The following is a 15,780-nucleotide window of genomic DNA, read 5'->3' as shown; positions in this document are numbered from 1 at the left end:
GGTCAGTCCTCCTGTCGCGCTGTGGCCCGCGGAAGCGGGGAGCCATCGGATGTCCCGGCGGGTAGGAACGCGGCGAGCACCTCGCCGACGGCGGCGACCGCCTCCGGCACCGCCGCCGCGACCGGCGCGGACAGGCCGATGCCCTCCTCCACGCAGGCGACCTGGCAGCCGATCACCACCGTGGGCGGCAACACGCCGCCCAGCGCGCGTACCCCGGCGAAGACGGCGTGCGGGCTCATCGCGTGGGCGTCGAGCTGGGCGCCGGTGTCCTCCGGCTCGGCGCCGAACACCTCGACCCGGCCGGGCGCGCCGCGGTCGGGCAGCGCGTCGATCAGCAGCAGCGCCGCCCAGGGGTCGAGCAGGTCGTAGGCGAGGTGCATGCCGCGGATGCCGTAGTCCACCGCGCGCACACCGGGGTCGGGGTGGTGCGGCAGTCTGCGCACCACCTCGGGTCCGAATCCGTCGTCGCCGAGGAAGATGTTGCCGATCCCGGCGATCAGCACCGCGGCCGTCGAGTCACCCCTCTTTCTCGGTGGGTGTCGTCGCGCCGCCCACTCGCGCGTCGTCGACCTTTCCGGTCGCCGTCTCCGCGGGGGCGTTGGCGGTGTCCTTGCGCTCGTCGTACGGAGGTGCCGCCGCTTCGGTGCCGGTCGGGGCTTCCGAGGTGAACTCGGTGCCCTTCTTGGCGTCTTCCGGATGCGCGGAGGTCATCTCCTCGTGACCGATGTGGCCCGGTTCCCGGTCCGCCGGGCCTCCGGCCGCGACGCCCGTGCCCGCGTCGCGCGAACCCGGCGCGCCACGTGCCGATTGCGGCTCTTCGCGATGCTCACCCATGATGCTCCTTTCCGGTGCCCCGCTACATGTGCCGGATCTTCAGATATCGCCGCAGATCCGGGAGCGACCGCACGCCGAGATACACTCCCGCCGCCACCAGCACGGCGACGACGGTCGTCGAGACCACTCCCACGGTTTCCATAGCGGACTTCCTTTCATTCCTCGGTGCCGTCGAGCGGCTCCAGTTCGTCGGGCGCGAAATACAGGTAGCGCCCGTACCATTCGTGCAGCTCGGCCGCCGGATCGGCGTCCAGCACCACCCCGACGTGCGCCTGTCCGTCCACGTCCTCGTGAACCGAGACGACCCGGGCGCACTGCCCGTCGAAGAACAGATCCTGGGCGTCGGCCCGGCGCGCCGGATGCAGCCGGACGCGGCTGCCCTTGCGCACCAGCGCCCCCGCGACCGGCACAGCGTCCAAGTCCGGGCGAACGGCGCTGTCGGCCAGCGGGTCCCACCAATCGACGCCCTCGGGAATCTCCGGGATCAACCCGGGCCCCTCGGCGTGCGGGTCGCGCAGTACCCCGTGCAACTGCCGCATCGCGTCGGGCGACATGGCCTCGCAGCGGTCGATGATCTCCGCCGCGCGCGGGTCGGTGGCTCGGGCGCTCGCCTTCTCCGCATCGGTCATGGTGAGTATGCGCAGCGTGAGGATCTCGTCGATCTCGGTGGAGTCGAACAGCGCTCCTTCGCTCTGCTCCGCGATCTCCGGGTGGTCGTAGAGGATGATCGGCGAGATGAGCAGCACGCTGTAGTCGCCGGGCGGCCCCGCGAGCACCGGGAAACACCGGTACCGATCGCAGCGGGCGGCCACGGCGGTGGCGTCGGGCGGCGGTTCCAGCAGGGAGACGAACTGTCCGCCGGTGATCTCCGCGATGATGTGCGCGCCGATCAGCGAGCGGGCGATGGCGTCGCGCTTGTCGGTCGCGGGTGCGCCCACGTTGCGCAGGACGACCGTGAGCCGTAGGAAGCCGTCGTCCCGGTCGGCGGCGAGTTCCAGCTCACCCGTCAGCGGCAGCCGGGTCCGCACGAACGTGCCCGGCGCGGAGACGGCCGCGGTGGCGATCTGCTCGGCGTCGGAGCCGCCCGGGATGTCCAGCGGCAGGATCGCGCGGGCGGGCGGGACCGGGCCGACGGTGATCTCCTGCTCGACCGCCTCGTCCCAGGACAGCCACGACCGCGCGCCGTCGGTCACCTCGGCGACAGGCGTACCGTCCCCGTCCACCACTTGGCGGCGCTGGAGCTGGAGGAACCGCACGGTGAGGGTGAGTTCGGGATTCTCGCCCGGGTCGATCAGGCACTGCGCCGACAGCGTCGACTCCTCGCCGAGTCCCGCCGCGGCGGCCCCGTGCGGCCCCAGCACGCCGAACTGCCAGCGCGACTGGTTCTTGCGCGCGTCGGCCCGGTAGGGGTACAGCAGGTAGCCCTCGTAGAGCACCGCGTCGGCCACGGCGCGGGCGCGGGCACGAGCTTCGGCGGTCGTCACGGCGTCTCCTCGGTGCTGGTCAGCAGGTGGGTCACCGCGTCGTCGAAGCCGTGCAGGCCGTGGCTGGATTTGTAGGTGGCCAGCGCCCGGAGCGTGTCGTTGTGCAGCCGCACCCACCCGGTATTCGGGAAGTACGCGTCCATCAGGCCCTGCCACACCGACACGGGCATCTCGAACTTGTCCTCGCGGTCCCATGGAATCTGCTGGATGGCGAATCCGGTCGTGCCTCGGATGAAGACCGTCCCGCTGAACAGGAACAGCAGCGGAACCACACCCTCGCGCAACGCGTGCAGGTACTTCGATCCGGTCACCTCGAAGTCGTAGGTGCACGGCATCGGCAGGTCCACTTGGGCGCCGCCGGTGAAACTCGGAACCATGGTGGCGCAGTGCATCCAGAGAAACGAGCGCTGGGTCTCGTGCCACCGTTCGCGCGGGCCGAACAGATCGACCAGCCCTGCGGCCTCCTCGTCGGAGTAGCCGCGGCGGAACGGCTCGATGCGCACCTGCGCGCGCAGGGCGATGGCGTGCACGGGCTCCTCCGCGAGCGCGGCGATGCCGACGCGCGCGGAGAGGATCGGCGCGACGGCGTACGGCTCGGGTTTGATCTCGAGCACGGCGAACGTCGTCGAGTACACCGGGCTCATGCCGCACCGCCGGTTTTCGCGCGCGCCGACGCCTCGGCGAAGAACTCCTCCAGGTATCGGTGCACGTCCTGGCCGCCGTCGAATCCGTGCCACAGCAGCCGCATCCGGCCGACGAACTCGTAGCAGGCGTCGATCGGTAGCAGCAGGCAAGCCGCCCGCTCGGTGCGGCGGTCGGGCACCCGGATGAGCAGCGCTTCCACGTCCGGGGCGAGCACGTCCAGCTCGGGATGCCGGTGAATGATCGAATTCCATTGCTCCAGAGGTAATTCCGACTCCGTAGCGCCGGCGGGCCCTGGATAGAACGCCACCGTCCGGTCCAGTGCGGAATTGCGGAAGAAGAACGCCAGATTCACGGGGATGTCCAGTGCGTCCCATTCGGCCCGGCTGATCGTGAAATCCGGGAACGTGAGATACCGGTCCGGCACCGCGCGATACCGCAGCTCCGCGTTCTGGTCGACGAACAGCAAGTAGCAGCCGCGGCATACGCACATCAGCTGCCTGCCTTCGACGTTCACCACGTGCTGGTGCCGGTCGGCGATCGGCTCCGCGCACATCTCGCACCGCTCGCCGGGCCGGGGGGCGGGCCCGCGATCGGCGGCGATCCGCTGAAGCGCGCGAAACGGTGTGCTCACCCGTGGACCTCCACCGGCACCGCCACCGACAGTTCGCCGGAGCGCACGAGCACGGGGAGCGGTTCGAGGTGACCGTCACCGTCGACCCGGGCGCCCGCGTGCACCACGTCGTAGTGCGCCCGGCAGGTCGGGCACCGCAGCACCGCGTCACCGGCCGGGAACCCCACGCGCCGCTCGAGCGCCGCACCCGCGAGCGATCGGTCGCATCCGGGGCAGTGGTCGCGATAGGCGTACAGCTCCGTTCCCACCCGGCAGGCGAGCACCGTCAGCCCGGCGACGTCGAAGCCGCCCACCTCGCCCGCGTCGAGATCGGCCAGTTCGGGGACCGCGACCCAGTTGCCGGACCGCGCGCCGTCCGCGCGCACGCGCGAGAACAGCGAGTCGGCGGAGATCACCCCCGCCGACTCGGTCTGCGCGGCGACCACTTCGATGGACTCGATCTCCGGCGCGGCCGCCCGCACCGCGTCCTCGACGGCCAGTTCGAGCGTCACCGACGAGGACGGACAGCTCTTGCAACTACCCGCCAGTTCCAAGCGCACCACGCCGTCGACGATGTCGACCAGGTGGACGTCGCCGCCGTGGGAACCGAGATACGGACGCACGCTGTCCAGCGCGTTCCCTACGCGGGTGGTCACATCGTGCGGATGCAACCCGTGCACGAGCAGCAGGCTCGCGACCAGATCGTCGCGGGTCAACCGCTCGACCGCCGCGTCGTCGAGCAGCTCGACCACGCGGGTCAGCGCCGCGCCGTAGAGTTCGACCAGTTCGCGCACGAGTTGCTCCGCGCGTTCGCGGGCGAGCGCACCGCCCGCCGAACTCGCTTCCAGCAAGGTCTCGATGCGATCACCGGCTTCGCGCCACCGGGAGTCGTCGAGCGTCGCGTCGTCCCGGTCGTCCGGGCGATCCTCCACCGTCACCTCCGGGTCGTTTCGCCCGACGCGGACTCACTCGGGAGTGAGCGTCTGCGTCGGTGAATGCAGCTTCTCCAGCGTCTTGCCCTTGCCTAGATACATGTGCACGCCACACGGCAGGCACGGATCGAAGCTGCGCACGGTGCGCATGACGTCGATGCCCTTGAAGTGCTCGCGGTCGTTCTCCTCGAAGATCGGCTGGCCCTGCACCGCGTCCTCGTAGGGACCCGGCGTGCCGAAGCTGTCGCGCGGGCTGGCGTTCCACGGCGTCGGCGGGTACGGGTGGTAGTTCGCGATCTTGCCGTCCCGGATCACCATGTGATGCGACAGCACGCCGCGCACCGCCTCGGTGAAGCCGCAGCCGATGCTTTCTTCCGGCACCTCGAACTTCTCCCAGGTCTTGGTGTGGCCGGCCCGGATCTCCGCCATCGCCTTCTCCGCGAAGTGCAGCGCGCAGGCCGCCGCGTACGCCTGGAAATAGGTGCGCGCGCGGTTGCGCTCGAGGGTGTTGCTGCCGTGCACCGGCACCTTCCACTCCAGCGTGACCGGCCCCTTGAGCGCGGTCTTGGGCAGATTGATCTGCACGCTGTGCCCGGTGGCCTTCACGTAGCCGATGTCGATGAGGTTGGCCAGCGCCGTCGACCACAGCCGGGCCAGCGGGCCGCCGCCGGTGTCCAGGGGGAGGTGATCGGTGCCGTCGAACCACCGCGGCGACATGACCCAGCTGTACTTCTCGTCCAGGTCGCGTTTCTGCGGCCGGGGGTTGGTGTGCTGGTTCCAGGGATGGCGGCGGTCCACCGGGTTGCCCAGCGGATCGGTCTTGACGAACATCTCCTGATCGGTCCAGTCCTCGTAGTACGAACTGCCCAGCAGGATCCGCAGTCCCAAGTTGATGTCGACCAGGGAGGTGGTCAGCAGTTTGCCGTCGACCACGACGCCGGGGGTCACGTACATCTTGCGGCCCCAGTCCGCCATGTCCTTGTACTCGAAATTGCAGAACTCCGGGTCCTGGAACGAGCCCCAGCAACCCAACAGCGTGCGCCGCAGGCCGACCTTCTCGTAGCCCGGCAGCGCCTCGTAGAAGAAGTCGAACAGATCGTCGTGCATCGGCACGACCTTCTTCATGAACTCCACGTAGCGCATCAGCCGGGACATGTAGTCGGTCATCAACTGGATCGTCGCGACCGTGCCGGGTCCACCGGGATACAGCGTGGACGGATGGACGTGCCTGCCTTCCATCAGGCAGAACATCTCGCGCGTGATCCGGCTGACCTGCAACGCCTCCCGGTAGAACTCACCGGTGAACGGGTTGAGCGCGCGCATGATGTCGGCGATGGTGCGATACCCGTGGTCGCCCGCGTGCGGCGCCTCGGTGTTCTCGGCCCTGGCCAGCACGCCCGGGTTGGTCTCGGAGACCATCTTCTCGCAGTAGTCGACGCCGACCAGGTTCTCCTGGAAGATGTTGTGGTCGAACATGTACTCGGCGGCCTCGCCCAGGTTGACGATCCATTCGCCGAGGTGCGGCGGGCGCACGCCGTAGGCCATGTTCTGGCAGTAGCACGAACAGGTGGCGTGGTTGTCGCCGCAGATGCCGCAGATGCGGCTGGTGATGAAGTGCGCGTCGCGCGGGTCCTTGCCCTTCATGAAGATCGAGTAGCCGCGGAAGATGGACGAGGTGCTGTGACACTCGACCACTTCCCGATTCTCGAAGTCGATTTTGGTGTAGATGCCGAGGCTGCCGACGATGCGAGTGATCGGGTCCCACGCCATCTCGACGAGGCGGTCCGGCTCGATCGTTTTGTGCGACGGCTCCGGAATGATCTGGGTCATCAGAGAACCTCCTACCAGGTGCGGGTCGCGCCGGTTTCCAGCTTCCGGCCGCGGTGCCGCCAGTGCGGCTCCTTGTCGACCGTGCGTCCGGTGATGTGACGGAGGCTGCGGATCACCGATCCGTAGAGCCCCGATGCGCTGGACGAGAGCTTTCCGCCCGGTGGTTCGTCCATGAACGGCATGAACTTGTCCGGGAATCCCGGCATGGTGCAGCCGATGCAGATGCCGCCGACGTTCGGGCAGCCGCCCAAGCCGTTCATCCAGCCACGCTTGGGCACGTTGCACTTGACCACGGGCCCCCAGCAGCCGAGCTTCACAATGCATTTCGGCGAGCCGTACTCGGTGGCGAACTCACCCTGCTCGTAGTAACCCGCACGGTCGCAACCCTCGTGCACCGTCGCCCCGAACAGCCACTTGGGCCGCAACGCGTCGTCGAGCGGAATCATGGGCGCCTGGCCGGTCGCCATGTAGAGCAGATAGGTCAGCGTCTCCGACAAGTTGTCCGGCTGGATCGGGCAGCCCGGCACACAGACGATCGGAATACCCGCTTTGCTCTTCCAGTCCCAGCCGAGATAGTCCGGCACGCCCATCGCGCCGGTGGGGTTGCCCGCCATGGCGTGGATGCCACCGTAGGTCGCGCAGGTGCCCGCCGCCACGATGGCCGTGGCCTTCGGCGCGAGACGGTCGAGCCATTCACTGGTCGTCATGGGCTGGCCGGTGGCGGGATTGTTGCCGAACCCGCACCAGTAGCCCTCCTCTTTGATCTGCTCGTTCGGAATCGAGCCCTCGACCACCAGCACGAACGGTTCGAGTTCCCCGCGGTCGGCTTTGAAGAACCACTCCAGGAAGTCGTCCGCACCGCCGTTGGGGCCGCACTCGTAGTCGATCAGCGGCCAATGCACGGCGATCTTCGGCAGACCGGGAAGCGCGCCGAGTGCTATCTCTTCGACGCTCGGCTGCGTGGCCGCCGTCAGGGCGACCGAATCACCGTCACAACTGAGTCCCGCGTTGATCCACAGAACGTGGATCAGCGTCTCTTCGGCTCGTACTGCTTCCTGAGTGGGCATTTCTCGCCACCTTCCGCAGCGGACCACGGGGGCCGAATCTCGCCTTTCTCGAAGAAGGGGTCACCCGCAGATGTGATCCTGATCACTTCACTTTAAGCGCGCCCGGCGGCTTCCTCAAGAGCCGCCGGACCGGCCGCGCGACGCTGCTCGGCCAGCCAGTCGTACCAGGTAGACAGGCCTGTTCCGCTGCTCACGGACAGCGGCAGGACCTCGACGCCGGGGTGTATCGAATGGATATATTCCCGGCATCGGTCCAAATCGAAATCGACATACGGCAGCAGGTCGGTCTTGTTCACCAGAACCAGCCCCGCCGCCTGGAACATGTGCGGATACTTCAGCGGTTTGTCGGTCCCCTCGGTCACCGAGATGACGACCACCTTCTCCCGCTCCCCCAGATCGAACAGCGCCGGGCAGACCAGGTTGCCGACGTTCTCGACGAACAGCAGCGTGCCCGGCGCCGGGTCGAGCGTCTCCAGCGCGCGATACATCATCTCCGCGTCGAGGTGGCATCCCGCGCCGGTGTTGACCTGCACCACACGGCACCCCGTCGCCTTGATCCGGTCGGCATCGAGCAATGTCGCCTGATCCCCTTCGATCACCGCGATCGGGGCCTGGCCGGACTCACGGATGGTGCGCTCCAGCAGCGTGGTCTTACCCGCGCCCGGCGAACTCGTCATATTGAGCGCGAGGATGCCGCGCTCGGCCAGCCAGTCCCGGTTGCGCTGCGCGAGTTCGTCGTTCTTGGCGAGGACCTTCAGCTCCAAGGTGACCGTCTCGGTGGCGGGCACGTGGACGTGGTCGGCGCCGGGGCCGTGCTCGTGTGGATGGTGGTCCTCGTGCGTGTGCTCATGGTCCGCATGGGCGTGATCGTGCCCGTCGGCGTGCTGGTGATCGTGCGGGACGCGAATCAGCGCGGCGGCGTCGTCGCCGCACCCGCAGGTTGCGCACATGCCTCACTCACCTCCATGGATCGGATACGCAGCTCGCGCCCGGAGCGGATCTCGACATCGGCGCTGCCGCAGGGACACAGCAGGATCGGGTCCGGCAGCCGGAACTCGGCGCCACAGGTACGGCATGCCGCCACCCCCGGGATCTCCACCAGGACCAGGTCCGCGCCCTCGGCGACCGTCGCCTCGGCCGCGACTTCGAAACAGAACCGCATGGCATCGGGCACCACAGCGCACAGCGCGCCGACCTCGACGGTGACGGAATGGACCCGCCGGCCCGCCGCGTGCTCACAGACGGCGTCGATGACGCCGCGCGTGATGGCCATCTCGTGCATCCGGACCTCGATTCCTCGAGTGGACAACTTGAGGCTACTCCCGGGCAAACCTCCCGCGGGGCAAATCTTCGATGCTCGGCGAACGCGTCTCCGGGGCGTCACGCGTTACGTCGGCCACGGACCACGGATACCGGCGAAGCCACGGCCGGAATCCCCCTCCGGATCCCTGCCGCCCGGCAGCAAACACCTCGTGCTTACCCCCGCACCGACCCGTCACACCTGCGTCCGCCGACGCGGTCAGTCGGGGTCGACCACGGCGCGGACCTGGCCGCTGTCGGCATCTATCGTCACGTCGTGCTCCACGCCCGCGGGAGTGGTGAGCTCCACCTCCCACACCGCGACCCCCTGGTCCGTGTCGAGCTGAATGGACGTGACCTGTCCGCCCGGCACGGCCGCCAGGGCCTTGTCGATGGCCTGCTGCCTGCTGATACCGGTATCGGCCGCCAGCGACCGGTCCGCCGCGACCGAGCGGAACGCGACGGTGTGATCGTCCGGACCGCCGGTGGCCACCGCGGACAGGACCGCGCTCAGACCGACGACGGCGGCCGCGACGGCCGTGCCGACGAGCAGCCAGCGAAGGCCGGCGTAAGCACGGCGGAATACGGTTGTCATGGGAAACCTCCTGCGCGAGTGATGATCTCGAATGCGTTCACTGTGGCGAACCGAGCTGAAGGCGAGCTGAAGTCACCTGAAGACGGTTTCAGGATCCGTCTGCCACTCTTGGGGGATGCGTCTGCTGATCGTCGAAGACGAGAAACGTCTGGCTCGCACGCTGGCAAAAGGGTTGTCTGCCGAGGGATTCGCCGTGGATGTGGTGCACGACGGCGCCGAGGGCCTGCATCTGGCGACGACAACCGACTACGACTTGATCATCCTCGACATCATGCTGCCCGGCATGAACGGCTACCGCGTCTGCGCCGCGCTGCGCGCCGGTGGCCACGAGACGCCCGTGCTCATGCTCACCGCGAAAGACGGCGAATACGACGAGGCCGAGGGCCTGGACACCGGCGCGGACGACTACCTCAGCAAGCCGTTCTCCTACCTGGTGCTGCTGGCCCGCATCCGTGCGCTGTTGCGCCGCCGGACCCGCGGCGGCGCCCGTGTGCTGCGCGTCGGTGATCTGACCGTGGACCCGGGCACCCGGACCTGCCGTCGCGGCACGCAGGACGTGACGCTGACCGCCAAGGAGTTCGCCGTGCTCGAGCACCTGGCCGTCCGCGCCGGGGAGGTGGTTTCGAAAGCCGATATCCTGGACCATGTCTGGGATTTCGCCTATGACGGCGACCCGAACATCGTCGAGGTCTACATCAGCACGTTGCGCCGCAAGATCGACGCGCCGTTCGGGCGCCGATCGATCACCACCGTTCGCGGCGCGGGCTACCGGCTGACGGCCGATCGTGCCTGAGCGAGCCGCGCGGGTCTGGTGGCGCTCGGTCCGCGTGCGCACCACGGTCGCGGCGACGGTCGTGGTCGCGGTGGCGCTGACCGCGGCCGGGCTCGTGGTGCTAACCGTGCTGCGGCACAACCTGGTGCACAGCGCCGAAATGCGGGCGGAGTCCACCGCGCAGGACGTGGAGACGCAGCTCGCGACGGGCACGGATCTCGCCCGGCTGCGGCTTCCCGATGCCGAAAGCGAACCGGTGCAGGTCGTTTCGCTCGACCGCCGCGTGCTCGCGGCCGACGACGACCTCGCGGGCAAACCGCCCATGGCCGAGTTCGGCCCGTACGCCAAGACTTCCGATGACGATGACGATGAGGACGACGAAGAGGACGAGGACGAGAAGCCGGACCGCGAAAGCCTTTCGCAACCCACGGACCCCACGGCGGCCGATGCCGAATTCGGCGACGTGCGGCTGACGGTGGACGACGAGGACGGGCCGCATCCGTTCCGGGTCGCCGCCCTCGCGGTGACCATCCGGGGCGGACAGCCCGCCACCGTCTACGCGGGCTCCTCGCTGGCGACCGCCGACAGCGCGGTGGCGGACGCACGGCAAGCGATGCTGATCGGCCTGCCCCCGCTGCTCGCCGTGGTCGCCCTGGTGACCTGGCTGGTCACCCGGCGCGCCCTGCGCCCGGTGGAGGCGATTCGCAGGCAGCTCGCCGAGATCATGGACGGCGATCTCTCCCGCCGCGTGCCGGAGCCGGGATCTCGCGACGAGATCGGCAGGCTGGCGAGCACCACCAACGCCACGCTCGCCGCGCTGGAGGAGTCCACGGAGCGCCAGCGCCGGTTCATCGCCGACGCCGCACACGAGTTGCGCAGCCCCATCGCGAGCCTGCGCACCCAGCTCGAGGTGGCCCAGGCACACCCCGAACTGCTGGAAGTGGACGGACTGATCGGCGACACCATCCGGCTGGAACATCTCGCGGCCGACCTCTTGCTCCTGGCCCGGCTCGACGCGGGTGAGCAACCGCGCTCGGATCGGGTGGACCTGACCGTGCTGGTCCGGGAGGAGTTGGAGCACCGCGTCCGGGACCGGGTGGCCGTGCGGATCGCGACACCGAAGGAGTTCGTCGCGGTCACCGGAAGCCGTACCCAGCTCGCCCGCGTCCTGGGCAACCTGGTCGACAACGCGCAGCGGCATGCCGCGAACACCGTTGACGTCGCCGTGGACCACGCCGCCGACGAGCGAGTGGTGCTGTCGGTCACCGACGACGGACCGGGTGTGCCGCCCGCCGACCGCGACCGGATCTTCCAGCGATTCGTCCGCCTGGACGACGCGCGCAGCCGCGACGAGGGCGGCGCGGGCCTCGGCCTGGCCATCGTCCGCGACGTCGTGGAACGCCACGGCGGCACCATTCACGTCACCGACGGCGCGCCCGGTGCCCGTTTCGTGGTCACGCTGCCCGCAGCCGGTACGTAGCCGGGCGCTAGGGTTCGACGCCGTGCCACGACTGGTGATGATCGGAATCGAGGTCCGCACCACACGTCCGATCGAGCACGTCGCGGTCGATTCCGTTCGACTCCCGGCAGGGGACCCACGCCCATCGATCGTTGCGCGCCGCTACTCGGCCGCCGTGTCCGTCTTCTCCGGTGCGATCCCGTGGTTCGACGTGGGCAGGTCATGGACCTACGACACCGCCACGGTGCCCACGACGAATCCGCCGCTCGCAGCCCTGGACAGCCCCGTCGGCGGCGAGGCCCTGCCCTTGTCCCGCGTCATCCGCGCTCGCACGCGAACCGGGCGGCGATAACGCGATTCGGCACCACACCGTCGTTCAACTGGCGAGCGCGCTACGCAGACTCTCGATGACGACCCGACGCGCGGCACGCCCTTCCGGGGTCGGGGTCAGCGGATAGACATGGGGCAGGCCGGGAGCCTCGTGGTAGTCCACCACGACCCCGGCGCCGCGCGCCGCCTCGACCAGCAGGAGGGTGTCCGGCCACAGGATGTCATCGGTGCCGCAGAAGACCGTCAGCGGGCCGAGTCCGCGCGGGTCGGCGGCCAGTGGGCTGACGCGCGGGTCGGCGAGCTCGAGATCGCCGCGCCAGTGTTCGATGAACACCCGCGATCCCGCGACGCCCAGCCACGGGTCCCGTGGCTGCACGACCTCGATTTCCGGATTGGTCAGCGACAGATCGAGCGCGGGGGCGATGAGCACGGTGCCGGGCAGCCGCACGTCGTGCTCGTCCCGCAGGGCCACCGCGGCCGACAGTGCGATCTGCCCTCCGGCGGAATCCCCTGCCACGCATACATTTCCGTAGGTCTCCCGGTTGGCGAGCGCCAGCTCCACGAAGCCCGCGACGACCTGACCTGCCGTCCCGAACGGAATCAGCGGGTAGATCGGGACCGTCACCGCCGCACCGGCTTCCGCGGTGACCGCCGCGCACAGCGCCCAGTGCTGCGGCGCGATCTCGTGCACCCAGCCGCCGCCGTGTGCGTACACAACGTTCCCTCGTGGCGTGCGCCCGCGCGGAGTGAGGGTGTAAACCGGCCAGCCGCCGCGACGCTCCACCGTGATCGTCACATCCGCGCGCAGCCGGCGCGGCGGACCGTAGTTGCGCGGCCGCACGCTCCGATCGAGAACCCGCTTGCGCGCGGACTCGGCATCGATGAACACGCGATTGGCCCGCGTCGCCTTCAGGTACCCGCGCACCACCTGGTTGGCCAGACTCGGCATCGCATCTCCTCCACTCCGGCGACCGGCGAACGGCGAGTTCGCCATCACCTCGGAAGGCGATTGTGCCGCACCCGGGCCGGCGGCAGCCGTCGGCCCGAGCCGGAATTCGCGCCGTCAGGACAGCTTCAGGCTGCGTCCGATGATCTCTTTCATGATCTCGGTGGTGCCGCCGTAGATGGTCTGGATGCGGGCGTCCATGTAGGCCTTGGCGATCGGGTATTCCTTCATGTACCCGTATCCGCCGTGCAGTTGCAGGCAGCGGTTGATCAGGTCGAGCTGCTCCTCGGTGCTCCACCACTTGGCCATCGCCGCGTCCTCCGCGGTCAGCTTGCCCTCGTTGAGCAGTTCGATGAACTTGTCGACCATCAGGCGCACCGCGGTGGTCTTGGTGGCCAGTTCGGCGAGCACGAAGCGGGTGTTCTGCAGCGCGCCGATCGGCTTGCCGAACGCCTTGCGGTCGCGGACGTATTGCACGGTCATGTCCAGGCAGGACTCCATCGCGGCCGCCGCCATGACGGCGATCGACAGACGTTCCTGCGGCAGGTTGTGCATGAGGTGGATGAAGCCCATCCCCTCGGTGCCGAGCAGGTTCTTGCCGGGCACGCGCACGTCGGTGAAGCTCAGCTCGGCGGTGTCCTGGGCCTTGAGGCCGAGCTTGTCCAGGTTGCGGCCGCGCTCGAAGCCGGGCATGCCGCGCTCGACCACGAACAGGCTGAAGCCCATGGCCCCCTTCTCGGGGTCGGTCTGCGCCACCACGATCACGATGTCGGAGTTGATGCCGTTGGTGATGAAGGTCTTGGCGCCGTTGAGGATCCAGTCGTCCCCGTCGCGCACGGCGCGGGTCTTGATGCCCTGCAGGTCCGAACCGGTGCCCGGTTCGGTCATCGCGATCGCGGTGATGATCTCGCCCGCGCAGAAGCCGGGCAACCAGCGCTGCTTCTGCTCCTCGTTGGCCAGCTCGAGCAGATAAGGCGCGATCACATCGTTGTGCAGCGAGAAGCCGAGGCCGGAGTACTGGCCGCGCACCGACTCCTCCGAGACGATGGCGTTGTAGCGGAAGTCCTTCACCCCGCCGCCGCCGTACTGCTCCGGCATGGCCATGCCGAGGAAGCCCTGCTTGCCCGCCTCGAGCCAGACCGCCCGGTCGACGATGCCCTGCTCCTCCCACTTCGCGTGATTCGGCGCGACGTGCTGATCGAGAAACTTGCGGAACGACTCCCGGAACAGTTCGTGCTCGGGTTCGAACAGTGTGCGTTCCACGCCAACCTCCTAGTGACCACACCGGCCGGTCCACACCGACCAGTCGTTGCCCCATACCGTACCCGGGGCGAGAATCCCTGTTCACTTCTGGGGCCGGAACCATGGTCTCACCAGGAGCGGCGGATCGGGTCGAGATAAGCGGACGAGATTCCCGGCAAACGATCGAAGGCTTGGGACGATTGATCGCCACCCTGGGGCGGGACGCCGCAGAACGAGGCCGGCCTGCCACTGACCGGCACGCGCTTCAGTTGTCGATCAAGACGACGGACTGCGCGACCACGGACACCGACTGAGCAGACTCAGGCGAAATGCCGACAGGCGCAGACACCGCTCGCCGATGACAACGACCGCCGCGGTCGCCACCCGGCGCGCGAGGTCGGATCCGTCGACGGCCCGGTGGTGTCGGCGCGGATGACCGGAGTGACTGCGAGCCGTTCGGCCAGGCGAGCCCCAGCCATCCCAGTGGTGCGCGAGGTGTCCGGCCTCGGACATGACAGTCGGCCGGACCCTCCGCCGGTCCAACCCAGCTCGCGGCGCGCTCGAGAACCGGCCGTCACTCGACCTGTTCCGACGACTCGGCCCGCCGACCGCCGCCGCCGCGCAAGCTCCAGGTCGCGATGGTGGTGCGTCCGGCCGGGAAGCTCCGCGGCTGAAGTGCCGATCGGGCGTGGGAACGGTCGAGCCGTGAGCTCTGCGACGAATCGCCCTACGTGACGTGCCGCGCTCGCAGCACCGACGCCGACGCCGAACAGCCGGACGATGAACAGTCGACCGTCGCGCGGATCGCCGCAGCCCTCAGCGCGTCAGCCAACCGCGCAAGCGGCCCACCAAGGTGCGCCCTTCGTCGCGCGCCCGTTCGGCGAAGAGGAAGTTCATCTCCTCCTCCAGCGCTTTGCGCACTACGTCACGGAATTCCGTGGCGGCGGCGTGCATGTCGCCCGCGTTGCGCCACGGCGCCGGGTCGATGGGCGCACCGGCGGAGAAGTAGAAGCGCTCCGGACGCGGGATGACGGTGGGACCGACGCCGCGGATGAGCGGCGGGGTGAGGTCGCGGCTGAGCCCGAGCGCTTCCACGGTCCAGCGCAGGGGGCGCAGGATCGGATGGTCGCCGTCGACCAGGATGTCGTAGGCGTCGTCGACGCCGATCATCGCGACCGGGACGATGGGCGCGCCCGCCTCGATCGCCATGCGGGCGAAACCGCTGCGCCCCTCCCACTTCAGCAGGTACTTCTCGTTCTTGCGGCGGACCGCCTCCCGGCCACCGCCAGGGAACACCATCACGGCCTCGCCGCGCCGGAGCAGGGCCAGGCAGTTGGACCGAGTGCCGCGCACCGCGCCGTAGTGGTGCAGCAGGTGCCGGACACCGGGAACGTTGATCAGCACGTTCTCGGCGAGACCGCGGATCAAGCGGCCGCGGCGGCGCAGCACCTCGGGCAGCAGCATGGGGGCGTCGATGCCGCCCAGCAGGTTGTGGTTACCGACCAGCAGCACCGGGCCGTCGGCCGGGATGTTCTCCAAGCCGTAGAAGCGCGGGCTGGTCCACGCGCGCAGCGGCGCGAGCAGGGTGTCGATCACCCGCAGATCGGTGTCGGTCAGCGAAACCGACAGCGGCGCACCGTCGCTGAGCGCCGGATCGGCGCTGTTCGCGGCGCCGGAGCGCCGGGTGCGGGAATCGGAGCGGGCGTCCGACATGAACCCTCCTGGTGTCGATTCG

The 15,780-nt window shown here is 69.0% G+C and carries 18 protein-coding genes; 3 read left to right on the top strand and 15 right to left on the bottom strand.

Annotation, left to right across the window (positions count from 1 at the left end; all coding sequences use genetic code 11):
* Window positions 1–2: 2 nt before the first annotated feature.
* The 12 genes from ACL03I_RS04190 to ACL03I_RS04135 all read right to left on the bottom strand — a co-directional run bounded on the left by ACL03I_RS04190 (window position 3) and on the right by ACL03I_RS04135 (window position 9,296).
* On the bottom strand, window positions 3–503 hold the full coding sequence (locus ACL03I_RS04190; protein ID WP_412805163.1) for a hydrogenase maturation protease: 501 nt from the start codon (window positions 501–503) through the stop codon (window positions 3–5).
* Window positions 504–516: 13 nt separating this feature from the next.
* Window positions 517–834 (bottom strand): hypothetical protein, encoded by a 318-nt coding sequence (locus ACL03I_RS04185; protein WP_355070272.1) that lies wholly within the window; start codon window positions 832–834, stop codon window positions 517–519.
* Window positions 835–856: 22 nt separating this feature from the next.
* On the bottom strand, window positions 857–976 hold the full coding sequence (locus tag ACL03I_RS04180) for a DUF6893 family small protein (protein ID WP_379251242.1): 120 nt from the start codon (window positions 974–976) through the stop codon (window positions 857–859).
* A gap of 13 nt (window positions 977–989) precedes the next feature.
* Window positions 990–2,318, bottom strand: a complete 1,329-nt coding sequence (locus tag ACL03I_RS04175; RefSeq protein ID WP_355070270.1) for a hypothetical protein — start codon at window positions 2,316–2,318, stop codon at window positions 990–992.
* Window positions 2,315–2,962 carry a DUF6084 family protein gene (locus ACL03I_RS04170; RefSeq protein ID WP_355070268.1) on the bottom strand — a complete coding sequence of 216 codons (648 nt, stop codon included), beginning with the start codon at window positions 2,960–2,962 and terminating at the stop codon, window positions 2,315–2,317. The genes ACL03I_RS04175 and ACL03I_RS04170 overlap by 4 nt, the downstream gene beginning before the upstream one ends.
* Entirely contained in the window at window positions 2,959–3,594 is a 636-nt protein-coding gene (locus tag ACL03I_RS04165) for a DUF5947 family protein (RefSeq protein WP_356961512.1), read from the bottom strand. Before ACL03I_RS04165 ends, ACL03I_RS04170 begins: the two co-directional genes overlap by 4 nt.
* Window positions 3,591–4,505, bottom strand: a complete 915-nt coding sequence (locus ACL03I_RS04160) for a NifU family protein (RefSeq protein WP_355071019.1) — start codon at window positions 4,503–4,505, stop codon at window positions 3,591–3,593. The genes ACL03I_RS04165 and ACL03I_RS04160 overlap by 4 nt, the downstream gene beginning before the upstream one ends.
* Before the next feature lie 33 nt (window positions 4,506–4,538).
* Window positions 4,539–6,335, bottom strand: a complete 1,797-nt coding sequence (locus ACL03I_RS04155; protein ID WP_355070264.1) for a nickel-dependent hydrogenase large subunit — start codon at window positions 6,333–6,335, stop codon at window positions 4,539–4,541.
* Window positions 6,336–6,346: 11 nt separating this feature from the next.
* Window positions 6,347–7,402: an NADH-quinone oxidoreductase subunit B family protein gene (locus ACL03I_RS04150; RefSeq protein ID WP_355070263.1), complete on the bottom strand. Its 1,056-nt coding sequence runs from the start codon at window positions 7,400–7,402 to the stop codon at window positions 6,347–6,349.
* Window positions 7,403–7,494: 92 nt separating this feature from the next.
* Window positions 7,495–8,352 carry a hydrogenase nickel incorporation protein HypB gene (hypB, locus tag ACL03I_RS04145; protein ID WP_412805162.1) on the bottom strand — a complete coding sequence of 286 codons (858 nt, stop codon included), beginning with the start codon at window positions 8,350–8,352 and terminating at the stop codon, window positions 7,495–7,497.
* On the bottom strand, window positions 8,310–8,684 hold the full coding sequence (locus ACL03I_RS04140; RefSeq protein ID WP_355071017.1) for a hydrogenase maturation nickel metallochaperone HypA/HybF: 375 nt from the start codon (window positions 8,682–8,684) through the stop codon (window positions 8,310–8,312). The genes hypB and ACL03I_RS04140 overlap by 43 nt, the downstream gene beginning before the upstream one ends.
* Before the next feature lie 237 nt (window positions 8,685–8,921).
* Window positions 8,922–9,296, bottom strand: coding sequence for a PepSY domain-containing protein (locus ACL03I_RS04135; protein WP_412805161.1), 375 nt, complete (start codon window positions 9,294–9,296; stop codon window positions 8,922–8,924).
* A gap of 115 nt (window positions 9,297–9,411) precedes the next feature.
* Here ACL03I_RS04135 and ACL03I_RS04130 point away from each other — a divergent pair, with 115 nt between their 5' ends.
* The 3 genes from ACL03I_RS04130 to ACL03I_RS04120 are packed head-to-tail and all read left to right on the top strand — an operon-like array spanning window position 9,412 to window position 11,879.
* Entirely contained in the window at window positions 9,412–10,089 is a 678-nt protein-coding gene (locus ACL03I_RS04130; protein WP_355070257.1) for a response regulator transcription factor, read from the top strand.
* The gene (locus tag ACL03I_RS04125) at window positions 10,082–11,548 is read left to right on the top strand and encodes a sensor histidine kinase (protein WP_412805160.1); all 1,467 of its coding nucleotides are present in this window, start codon (window positions 10,082–10,084) and stop codon (window positions 11,546–11,548) included. Before ACL03I_RS04130 ends, ACL03I_RS04125 begins: the two co-directional genes overlap by 8 nt.
* Before the next feature lie 22 nt (window positions 11,549–11,570).
* Window positions 11,571–11,879 (top strand): hypothetical protein, encoded by a 309-nt coding sequence (locus ACL03I_RS04120; RefSeq protein WP_355070253.1) that lies wholly within the window; start codon window positions 11,571–11,573, stop codon window positions 11,877–11,879.
* A gap of 24 nt (window positions 11,880–11,903) precedes the next feature.
* On the opposite strand, the gene ACL03I_RS04115 is transcribed toward ACL03I_RS04120, so the two are convergent.
* From ACL03I_RS04115 to ACL03I_RS04105, 3 genes are all read right to left on the bottom strand, one after another.
* Window positions 11,904–12,806, bottom strand: a complete 903-nt coding sequence (locus ACL03I_RS04115; protein WP_364426068.1) for an alpha/beta hydrolase — start codon at window positions 12,804–12,806, stop codon at window positions 11,904–11,906.
* Between the two features lie 114 nt (window positions 12,807–12,920).
* A complete protein-coding gene (locus ACL03I_RS04110; RefSeq protein ID WP_379251257.1) occupies window positions 12,921–14,066 on the bottom strand; it encodes an acyl-CoA dehydrogenase family protein in 1,146 nt (381 codons plus the stop codon).
* A gap of 795 nt (window positions 14,067–14,861) precedes the next feature.
* A complete protein-coding gene (locus tag ACL03I_RS04105; protein ID WP_379251259.1) occupies window positions 14,862–15,758 on the bottom strand; it encodes a lysophospholipid acyltransferase family protein in 897 nt (298 codons plus the stop codon).
* Window positions 15,759–15,780 lie beyond the last annotated feature (22 nt).

This window comes from Nocardia sichangensis (assembly GCF_047200615.1).
Lineage (GTDB): Bacteria > Actinomycetota > Actinomycetes > Mycobacteriales > Mycobacteriaceae > Nocardia > Nocardia sichangensis.
The sequence above is the reverse complement of the archived record's forward strand: the minus strand, read 5'-3'. Positions and strand labels throughout refer to the sequence as shown.